Genomic DNA, 10,562 nt, shown 5'->3' with positions numbered 1-10,562 from the left:
GCCTCCGAGTTAAACCGGCACTACCGGAATCCGGCTTGATTCCCGCCAATCATTAAGCGGGACCCGTGGCGCACGGTCCCAAAGCACACTTGCTGCAAACATCGCACAGTCCCAGGTCGGTAAATTGACCGGCTACTTCCAGTAAACGCCGGTAACAGGTTTGCTTGTCCAACCCGTCAACTTGTAGCGCCCCCGTGGGGCAGTTTGTGACGCAGTACAGGCATTTCCCCCCGTTGTAATACCGGCAAAACTCCCTGCCCGGCCGGGGGGTGGGGGGAATTTCCGCCGATATGACCATACTGCCGAAGCGCCCGGCGCAGCCCGCCGGGGTGATCAGCATCCGGTTGACGCCAAAAGTGCCCAGGCCGGCCACAAAAGCGATGCTCTTGTGGGACCAGCCCGCAGTCAGGTCCTCTTCGTTGAAATTGTGCGTCCCCTCATTCTCAACCGCCCAGGGTAACATCCTGGGTTTCATACCACCTCAAGGCATCATAAAAATGTTCCTTTTTAAAATCGGGCCACAAATCATCCACGACGTAAAAATCGGAATATATGGATTGCACCGGCAAAAAACCGCTCAACCTTCTCCTGCCCCCCCAGCGGATGATCAAATCGATCCTGGAAACATCACGGGAGGCAATGGAATCCCGCACATTGGGCCCGTTGCCGTTATTGCTTGCCAGGTCGTGTTTGAGCAGGTGATTTAAATCCCACATCCATCCGTAGTTCACTAAGAAGTTGATTTTAATCAGGTTTCGCCCGAAGGTTTTTCTTTCCCTGTACTCCAGCAGCTCCCTGGGAAAAAGGGGAGAATTATAATCTCCGATTACAAGCAAAGAAGCATCCCTGTTGGATAGCATACGCACGGCGTCCACGCACGCCTTTTGGAAAGCCCTGGTTTGAACCGCCGGGCGTTTTGTATTGTCCTGCGTAAAACCATAAAAAGTCAATTCCGGAATGCCCAGCTCAAGACACAACTCGTATAGCATCATCCCTGGTTCCAATCCATTCCGGTACCCGTCTTCCTTGGCCAAACCCCTTGCCACTGCCCATCTCCTGTTTCCGTCCGGTATCACCCCGATATGCCCGGGCAACCTTTTAAATTTAGGGTGAGCCATAATATTCCCCCATTGATTATTATCGGCATACATTACATACAATTCCACATTCGTTACCTTTTTATTCCTTGAGTAGAAACTATGAGCGACCCTGCTTGACAAAAAAAACACTTCCTGCCGGCGGTATTAATACGCCAACTGCAATGGAAGTGCTTTTTTGATATTATTCTGAAGGGAAATTGAATAACTGGCGGCCTGGACCATACGATTACTCACCCAGGGCCCGTTCCAAAATCCGGTACATGCGGTCCACCATGCCCTGGGGGTCTGTGATCAAGCCCGCCGCGATCACGGCGTTGTCGTAAATCTGCTCCACCGCCAGTTTGGCGAATTCTTCGTCCTTCAAGCGCAGGGCCGCCAGCCCCTTGATCAGCCTGTGCCGGGGATTGATCTCCAGGACCTTGCCGTAGATATTGCCCAGGTCTTTGTTGACCACTTGCATAATCCGCTGCATACTGCTGGTCATGGCGCCGTTCAAATTAACCAGCATGGCCGGACTGTCCACCAGTCGCTTGGATTCGCGGACCTCGCTCACCCTGTCGCCCAGCGCCTGTTTTATCCAGGCGGTCAGGTTCCTCAACTCCAGGCCGTCAAGTCCCTCGCCTTCCAGCTGATCCTTGTTTTCCAGCTCCGGCAGCTCCACGCCGGCCTGGTCCGCGGAAACAAGCTTTTTACCCTTATACTCACCCAAATGGGTCAGGACAAAATCGTCAACCGGTTCGTGGGTATAAATAACCTCCAGGTCGCGCACCCGGAAAGCCTCCAGGTAAGGCCCGGCCTCGATCATTTCCCGGGTTGGGCCGTTGATGAAATAGATACTGTTCTGGTTCTCCTTCATCCGTTCCACATAATCGTCGAGGGAAATCAATTGGCCCGGTTCGGATTTGGAAGATTCAAACCGCAGCAGCGGAGCTATATCCTTGCTGTAGGCATGGTCCGAGGCCGCGCCCTCCTTCAAGAAAATCCCGAACTTCCTCCAGAATTCGCCGTACTTGCCGGGGTCGTCCTTGGCCTGTTCCCCCAAAAACTTGAGAAAACGGCCGGTTATTACTTTTCGCAACCTGGCCACCAGCGTGCTGTCCTGCATGGTTTCCCTGGATATGTTGATGGGAATGTCCTCGCTGTCCACCACGCCTTTCAAAAAGCGAAGCCAATCGGGCAGCAACCCTTCCGCCTTTTGCTGGATCAACACCTTGCGGCAGTATAAAGACACGCCCGGTTCCATTTTCCCGAAACCGAAGCGCTCCAGGTTTTCCCCCGGCACAAACAGCAATGCATTGATGGCAATCGGCGCGTCGGCGGAAAAATGCAGCCGGTATATCGCCTCATCATACGCGTTGGCGATAAACTTGTAGAACTCGGCGTACTCCTCTTCCTTGATCTCGTTTTTGTTCCGCGCCCAAATGGCCTGTACCGTGTTGACCTTTTCCCCGCCCAGAATAATGGGAAAGGGCACGAAGTTGGAATAACGCTTGATAATCCGCTTAATGTTGTCAACGGAAGCAAACTCGGCAGCGTCATCCTTCAGTTCCAGGATAATGCTGGTGCCCCGCCGCAGACCTTCCGCCGGGCCGATGGAATAACTGCCGACCCCGTCCGAAACCCACTCGCACCCTTCCGCCCCGGGGCGGTAAGAGCGCGTCAGCACCCGCACCTTTTTAGCCACCATGAAGGCCGAATAAAACCCCACTCCAAACTGGCCGATCAGGTTCAAGTCCTTCCGGTCCGTTTCCGCCAGGTGCTGGACAAACGATTTGGAACCGGAATGGGCAATGGTGCCGAGGTTATCCACAAGTTCATCCCTGGTCATCCCGATACCGGTGTCACTGATGGTGAGAGTCTTGTCCCGGTCGTTCACTTCAATGGTTATTTCCAGCGGCAATTCGGGGTCGGTAATATCCTTGTCGGTAATGCTTTTATACCTTATCTTCTCCAGGGCGTCGGCCGCGTTGGAAATCAATTCACGCAAAAAAATTTCCCGGTCGGTATAAAGGGAATTGATCACAATGTCAAGTAATTGTTTAACCTCCGCCTGGAATTCCAGAGTTTCCCGTTGTGACTCCATCTTTTCCGCGGGCATTGCAGTGCAAAACCTCCTTTGCAGAAATTAGAAAACAGGAAGCAATTATTCCCGTTCCCCGCAGTTCCGGTATATCGTGCCGGCCAATCCCGAAGCGGGAACAAAAAATAATTGTTAGCACTCGCCGGCATTGAGTGCCAGCATTATGCTATTAAAAAAAGTCCCTCACTAGCAAGTTTACAAAGAATACAAAATGCGGGAATTTCCCTCCACAGTAAGGATTATCTCCTGATTTCTTCCGGTTTTATACTAAAAGACCTGAACTTGTTCAATCACTTGCACCAGTTCCGCCATCCATCTCCGAAGGTCGACGCCCTTTCTATTTATTTCGTTTTATTATCAAGTTATAATATAATCAAAAGCCTGATCAATACTTTGGAGATTTTACCCTTTGGCAACTCATTTTACCAAAATGAGTTGTTGGAAATGGGAAAAACTCAGATCAAGCCATATTCGTATACTTTTGCCTTAATTTTTAATATATTATAGAATGGTGATTATGGACAAGCCACCAAAGGGGATTTTCGCGTGCCGTCAGCGATTACATTGTTATTAAAGCTGATACCGGGAATGTTGATCATGTTTGCCGTAGCCGTGCTGGCAAGGGGCGGAACGGACCTGGGCCTGCCCTGGCAAGGCCTGGAAGCCATTTTTGCCTCCAACCCCGTAACAAATAAAATATTAATCGATATATTGCATCTTAATTATATCCTCATCTCCATTTTAATCGGCATGCTGTTAAGAAATGTTACCGGCATCCCCAACGTGTTCCTGCCCGGCATCAGAACCTCACGGCTGTTTATCAAAATTGGCGTGATCTTGCTGGGCTCGCTGTACAGCATTGTTGACCTGGCCAACCTGGGCATCCAGGCGTTTTTGATCGTTTTAATCTTTATTACCATTACACTGGCTTTAACCTTGTACCTGGGGCAAAAAGCGGGCATGTCACCGGCGGCCGCATCGGTACTGGCGGCAGGCACGGCGGTTTGCGGCGTTTCGGCCATTGTGGCGGCCGCACCCGCCGTAAGAGCCAAAGTTCCCGACGTAATCTATTCCATTGCCACCATTCTAACGGTGGGATTAATCTTCTTGTTCACCTTCCCCACCATCGGCGCATTTTTGGGGTTGAGTCCCCACCAGTTCGGGGTCTGGGCCGGCACCGGCATTTTAAATTCAGGCCAGGTTTTGGCCGCAACCCTGGCCTTCGATCACACAGCCGCGGACCAGGTCTCGATCAGCTTGAAAACCGGCGAAATATTCAACCTGACCAGGATCCTCTTCCTCCCCTTTATCGTGCTGGCCCTGGCCGTATATAACAGCCGCCTGGACAAGCAAGATGAGTACAACATCAACACCGGGTTTTGGGACAAGTTTCCCTTGTTCGTAGCCGGGTTCTTCGTCGTGGTTATCATCACGTCGCTCGGCCTGCTGGGTGAAACATCCCCTCCTTCACCCGAGCTGGTTTACATCCGCAACCTGTATAACTGGTTTTTCGCCATCGGTTTATCCGGTTTGGGCATGCAGATATCATTTGATGAATTGCGCAAGGCGGGTGGAAAACCGCTGCTGGTCGGTACCCTGGCGGCCCTGGTCAAAGCGTTCGGGGCGCTGGTCGTTGTATTGCTTTTTATATCTGATCAACCCTAAACCGGACCGCGGAAAACTATAAAAAAGGAGGCCTGCTATGGACGGAAGAAAAAATGACCGGGAAGAAAAAATGGACTTATTTTTTACCTCGGAAAGGCTGGAAGATTACATTGCCCTTGCCGTATCCGCCCTGATCCTGATTCTGGTGCTGTTGTTTTTTTAGCCCGGTTTGTTTTTTAAAAATATTATCGCTCCGGAATAGAACCCGTCATTGTCGTAAATTGGCGCAATTTCACAGAGAATGTCTCCGAAAAACAAACTTCCCCGCGTCAATGAAGTTGATCCGATGCTGTTCTCCAGCAATGAAGCCAGTTCCGAGTTTATATCGCTGATGTCCATTTCGCTCCTGATGTTGCCGAGATAGTAGCTGGCCATCAGATTAAATGCCATCACCTTGTTATCCTTGTCCACAAAGATTACGCCATCTTGTAAAAACCGGATAACCTTATCCAGCGCGTAACTGCATAAAAGCTCCTTTTCGCGGCTTAAACTGATCACGACCAGTGATCCCAGCAATTTACCATTTTTAAAAATGGGCGAGCTGATGATTTCCAACAGATTGTCCGACTTTTTCAGGGTTACTTTTTTATCCGACACGCTGGTATTGCCGATTATTTCCTTGAGCTCGGTCTTTTTAAAAATAATGTTCTTTTCGGCGAAAATTTCATGGGCCACATTATTGGCAAACACTATTTTATTAAACTTGTTGGCAATGATAATGCCTTCTTTCAGGTTGTTGAAGATGTTGAAATCAACATTTTCAAAATACGAGTTAATGTTATTCGCTTTAAGCAGTTCAACGAAAAACTGGTAGATCAAAAAATACAACGTAAACAATAAAAACATAATGGTAATAATGCGATAAGTGTCCAGGTTGTTTTGTTTAATAAAAAAATATAAATCCAGAGTTGAATCGTTTATCCCGAGTCTTTCAACAGAATATTGTACATTCCCGGTTTTAAATGTTTCCCGGCCCGGGTTGAACCGGGCCAGGCTGTCCCGGCTAAAAGGCCACACCACCTGGTAACCCCTCCGGTCCATAAGAGCAACCTTTAATTTTTCCGTGGAATAACTTAAAATAAAATTGTTGCTAAAATCACTAATGTTAAAAATTACCACCAGGTACCCCGTTCCACCCTTATCATTTCCCACTGGTGCGGCAACACCAAGCCGGCTGACCGTATTGTCTCCCTTCACCCCGAAAACATAAGGGTCATTACCCCGAATATTTCCAAGTTCCTCCAATTTACCCCCCCGGCCGCCCAGGGCATGCAACACATATCCTCTTTCATCCGTTAACATTACATTGGTAATTCGGGAATCCTGTCTGCCTATGTTTTCCAGCCGCTGTTTAACCGTCGCGTCATTTCCAGCATTAATAGTTTTGGCGACGTTCCCGGTAAAAAACTTTAGATCCTGGATATAGAAACTGGTATTGGTTGACACGATATGCTCAATGCTTTGCTCATTTTCCTGCATAATTCTTTTGATAAAACGAAATTCAAGCACAAAAAAAAGAATAATCAAGGTCAAGAAAAAGATTATGGCAAAGTAAGCCAGAACCTTTTTCTTGCTGTTAAACCTTTCCATAGAAACCACCCTTTTAAATTGAAGCGAAAAGCTCGTTCAAATCAACCGGTTAAGCGCTGCCGGGCCTCACTTTGTGCCGGGCGAATCGTACTATTCGATCAACCCTTTTTTAACCGCGGACGCCAGGGCTTCTTCAATGGTATCCACACCCAGTTTGGTGCAAATCCCCTTGATCCTCCTTCTCAGCGTGGAAATGCTCATAAATAACGCCGACGCAACCGTTTTCTGCGTTTCGCCGTTGGCAATCATCTGCAATATCTTAATTTCCGTTTTCGTCAGGCCTGTTTCCGGAAGGTTCATCAGTGCTTCCAGGCTCAACCCCGGGTAAAGGTACCGGCCGTCCCTGAGGGTAATTTTAATTGCCGATTTTATTTCATCAAAGGATGCGTACTTGGGAATAAATCCATGCACGCCGCTTTCCAGCGCTTTTTTTACAAACAAAGCATCATCGTAGGTTGTTAATGCGATAAATTTTACACCGGGTAGTCTTTTTTTAATTTCATGGCAAAGTTCCAAGCCGTCTCCGTCGGGAAGTTTTATGTCCAACAGAATAATATCCGTGTCTTTTTTCAGGTTGTCCAGGGCGCCGGCACAAGTACCGGCTTCAGCTACCACAGTCATGCCTTCTTCCATTTCAATCAACCTTTTCAGGCCTTCCCTTACAATATTATGGTCTTCCACCAGCATAATCTTAATCTTGTTCATTCCGGTCGCCCTCCGTTGACGCGGGTACGGTCAGGATTACCGAAAAACCGGATTCATCCCCTCCAAATACCAAATCGCCGCCGATTAAATTGGCCCGTTCCTTCATACCCCACAACCCTTTTCCCGCCGCGTAATCTTCCGGTACCTGCCCGTTGTCCATAATTTCCACTTTCAAGGTATTGTTTTCTTCCTTAAAATAAATATCCACCTCGGTGGCATTGCTATGTTTTATCACGTTGCTCAGGGCTTCCTGAACTATCCTGTAAATAATGATTTCCGCCTCTTTTTTTAAATGTAGTTTTTTATTTTGATAATACAGGTAAACCCTGATATTGTGCATTTGTTCAAAATTCGCCACGTACGACTCCAGGGCGGAAATCAAGCCCACCCTTTCAATCAAATACGGGTGAATATCATTCATAATACCGCGCATATCCATGGCGGCGGTTTGGCAGTGGGCTCTCAGTTTGACCAGATCGTCAAAAACATCACCGGGCATTTTCTCACGATGAACCCTTAGAATATAATCCAGGGAATGGATGATCGGGGACATGGCCCTGCCGATCCAGTCGTGAATTTCAATGGATATTTTTTTGCGTTCCGCCTCGATGGTATCGAACAAGTAACGCTTGTTTTTTTCCGTTTCCACGTGGTGCGCCACCATAACCGCGCCGGATAATTTGTCCAGGTAAAATAGCGGGTGGTAATCCACGTTAAGTAAAACTTTCCGGCCGCCGCCGGTGAAAACCACCTGGTTGTTCAAAACTTCTTTTTGCTCCAAAATAACGGTGAAAAGGGGCTGCAGTACATGCTGGGTGGTGGGGAACAAAACCATGATGTCATTAAGGGATTTATTTTTTATTTGTGTTGCGGGGAGACACAGCAACGTTTCCGCCACGTGGTTGATCCCCGTGATTCTACCCCTGTGATCTATAAATGCGATGGCATCTTTTGTAAACTCCGTTAATTTTTCCAAGTGGTGATAATTCACCAGCATGGGGTAAATAAATTTTCGGGTACCGGCAACTAGAAGCGCCAGGGACAAAAATACCAGCAAAATTGAAATGAAGTTAAGCCTTTTTTCGCCGGCAACCAGGCTTTTGGCATCACTGCTTATAAATTCATTACGGGCCGAAAACATTGCATCCGCCGAACTCCGCAATTCCGCGGTCAATGATTCGAATTGCTCGCGGTGTAAAGAACTGATATTGCCCGGCTCGATTGCAGGGGCGATTTCATCCTGTACAAAAGATATATATTCTTTTGTAATCCCTATTAACTCCTGTAACCTGTTCCGGGTTGTGCCGGAATTCACTTGGTTAATTAAGTCATTTTCATTTTTTAATACTATAACACTATATTCATTAAATTTGTCCAAATACCGGGCATCGGAAAATAGAATATATGCCTGGGCATTATAAATCAAATACGATATATCGCCGGACAGCTTGCATATTTCCGATATGAGTTCGTAATTGCCGGACACTCTGGTTAACTTCGCCGGGGTGACATAGGCATCATACAAATTTACCAGAGGCACCAGTAATACCGCCACTAAAAAAAGCGCCGCCCATTTTTTAAAATCGCTGGAAATACCCATATTATCACCTGGTTTTTATTTTCGACACAATGTAATATTCCCCCTCCAGGAAACAAATTTCTCATCAAAATGAACTAAAATGTTCACTATTTTGAAGTGCTTTGACCTTGTGTGAAAACCAAAACAATCACCTTGGCCGTTTGGCATTGATTATATAGGAAAATGTTATAAGATTTTTTTAGCAGTTATTAGCCAGATTTATTCATGCTATAAGAAGGCATGATTTTAAACCGTCACTTTTAACCAACCAGTCAACCGGTTATATGGTAATTTTATAATTTATCAGCCCGGGCTTTAAATTAAATCTTTAACAAAGAGGTGATACAATCTCTGATCAAGTGCCCGAATTCTCAATGTTTATCTGATGTTAACGCGGGATGAAAATAGCAATGGTTTAAAATTAAAAAGCTAATTCTTAAGAAGGAGTGATCTCCATGTCCAATAAGCCCGCTACAGCCAGTGGGGGTTGGTCGGACCTGTACAAGAAAGAAGACTGGTGGGCGGTCTGGCTCGGTATTGGTCTGGTCTTGGCAGCCATATTATTCTGGTTTTCCGGCAGCTCGATCAAGTTGATCGCATTCGACATTCCTGGATGGACGGAATTCGGCGCTGTCACCGCTTACCTTGGAAGCAACCTGGAATCGTTAATTCTAATGTTTATAGTTTTTACGGTTCTGTTTTCCATTGCCGTAAAAATCCTGGGTCACAAACTCAGCGAGTTCATACCCGGTTTTCTAATCATTTTCGTCATGGCCGTAATGGTATCAATATTCGGCTCCTGGGAATGGGCGAAAAAATACAACCTGGAAGCGCCGCTGGTAGCGCTTGGCCTTGGTTTAATCATCAGCAACGTTTTACCGGTTCCCAAATGGTTTGAAGCAGCATTGCGCACTGAATTTTATGTTAAAGTCGGTATCGTTTTACTCGGTGCCACGCTTCCCTTTACTTTAATCATTCAGGCAGGCCCCGTTGCTTTTACCCAGGCCACTGTAATAGCCGTTTCAACATTCCTGTCCATTTACTGGGCCGCCACCAAGCTGTTCGGCCTGGACAGAAGGTTTGCGGCCACCCTGGGCGCCGGCGGTTCCATTTGCGGCGTATCGGCATCCATTGCCATCGGCGGTGCCGTTAAAGCTGAAAAGCAACACGTTTCTGTAGCCATTACGCTTGTTGTCGTTTGGGCCATTATCATGATCTACGCCCTGCCGGTTTTCATTACCGCATCCGGTATTCCCGCCGGCCCCGCTGGAGCATGGATCGGCACTTCGGAGTTTGCCGATGCCGCCGGAATGGCCGCCGCAGCCGCCATCGGGGATAAGGCCATCACAACCTTCACTCTGATGAAGGTAGTCGGGCGCGACATGTTTGTAGGCATTTGGGCTTTCCTGCTGGCTCTGATTTCCATCACCAGGTGGGAAAAGAGGGAAGACGGCACCAAGGCCGACGCCGGCGAAATATGGCGCAGGTTCCCCAAGTTCGTTCTCGGTTTCTTCGTAGCATCGGCGCTGGTGACGTTGATTATCGCCGGAGCCGACGCTGCAACCTCGCAGGCCATAACTTCGGATATAATCAAGCCTCTTAAAACCTTAAGAACCTGGGCCTTTATCTTCTGCTTCCTGGCCATTGGCCTGACCACCCGTTTCAGGGAGCTCACCTCCGTGGGTTGGAAGCCGTTTGCAGCATTCACAACCGGCGTGTTGATCAATGTTCCCCTTGGATACATTTTCTCCGTATTAATCCTGGGGAGTTACTGGGTAGCGGTCGCAGCAAAATAATCATCTTCAAAACACAACGAGTCCCCGGCCAACTTTATCGCCCGGGG

Annotated in this window: 9 protein-coding genes; 3 read left to right on the top strand and 6 right to left on the bottom strand. The window is 47.9% G+C overall.

All coding sequences use genetic code 11. The features are described 5' to 3' along the window. Window positions 1-52 precede the first annotated feature (52 nt). The 3 genes from IT084_RS15170 to htpG all read right to left on the bottom strand — a co-directional run bounded on the left by IT084_RS15170 (window position 53) and on the right by htpG (window position 3,198). The gene (locus tag IT084_RS15170; protein ID WP_195713727.1) at window positions 53-463 is read right to left on the bottom strand and encodes a hypothetical protein; all 411 of its coding nucleotides are present in this window, start codon (window positions 461-463) and stop codon (window positions 53-55) included. After that, a complete protein-coding gene (locus tag IT084_RS15165) occupies window positions 444-1,118 on the bottom strand; it encodes an undecaprenyl diphosphate synthase family protein (protein WP_195713726.1) in 675 nt (224 codons plus the stop codon). Before IT084_RS15165 ends, IT084_RS15170 begins: the two co-directional genes overlap by 20 nt. Before the next feature lie 208 nt (window positions 1,119-1,326). Then, window positions 1,327-3,198, bottom strand: coding sequence for a molecular chaperone HtpG (gene htpG, locus IT084_RS15160; protein ID WP_243277010.1), 1,872 nt, complete (start codon window positions 3,196-3,198; stop codon window positions 1,327-1,329). A 570-nt stretch (window positions 3,199-3,768) separates the two neighbouring features. Between htpG and IT084_RS15155 the strand changes: the two genes are divergently transcribed. Next, window positions 3,769-4,845 carry a YeiH family protein gene (locus tag IT084_RS15155; RefSeq protein ID WP_195713734.1) on the top strand — a complete coding sequence of 359 codons (1,077 nt, stop codon included), beginning with the start codon at window positions 3,769-3,771 and terminating at the stop codon, window positions 4,843-4,845. 37 nt (window positions 4,846-4,882) lie between these two features. Further along, window positions 4,883-5,008 (top strand): hypothetical protein, encoded by a 126-nt coding sequence (locus IT084_RS18690; RefSeq protein WP_279327888.1) that lies wholly within the window; start codon window positions 4,883-4,885, stop codon window positions 5,006-5,008. Here the strand turns inward: IT084_RS18690 and IT084_RS15150 are convergent. The 3 genes from IT084_RS15150 to IT084_RS15140 all read right to left on the bottom strand — a co-directional run bounded on the left by IT084_RS15150 (window position 5,005) and on the right by IT084_RS15140 (window position 8,740). After that, window positions 5,005-6,435, bottom strand: coding sequence for a hypothetical protein (locus IT084_RS15150; RefSeq protein WP_195713725.1), 1,431 nt, complete (start codon window positions 6,433-6,435; stop codon window positions 5,005-5,007). The genes IT084_RS18690 and IT084_RS15150 overlap by 4 nt on opposite strands. A gap of 90 nt (window positions 6,436-6,525) precedes the next feature. Beyond that, window positions 6,526-7,140, bottom strand: coding sequence for a response regulator transcription factor (locus IT084_RS15145; RefSeq protein WP_195713724.1), 615 nt, complete (start codon window positions 7,138-7,140; stop codon window positions 6,526-6,528). After that, window positions 7,127-8,740: a PAS domain-containing protein gene (locus IT084_RS15140; protein ID WP_195713723.1), complete on the bottom strand. Its 1,614-nt coding sequence runs from the start codon at window positions 8,738-8,740 to the stop codon at window positions 7,127-7,129. The genes IT084_RS15145 and IT084_RS15140 overlap by 14 nt, the downstream gene beginning before the upstream one ends. 434 nt (window positions 8,741-9,174) lie before the next feature. On the opposite strand from IT084_RS15140, the gene IT084_RS15135 reads away from it, so the two are divergent. Next, window positions 9,175-10,515, top strand: coding sequence for a YeiH family protein (locus IT084_RS15135; RefSeq protein WP_195713722.1), 1,341 nt, complete (start codon window positions 9,175-9,177; stop codon window positions 10,513-10,515). Window positions 10,516-10,562 lie beyond the last annotated feature (47 nt).

It is taken from the genome of Desulfallas sp. Bu1-1 (assembly GCF_015594625.1).
GTDB lineage: Bacteria > Bacillota > Desulfotomaculia > Desulfotomaculales > Desulfallaceae > JADNRQ01.
This window is presented reverse-complemented; position numbering and strand designations above follow the sequence as displayed.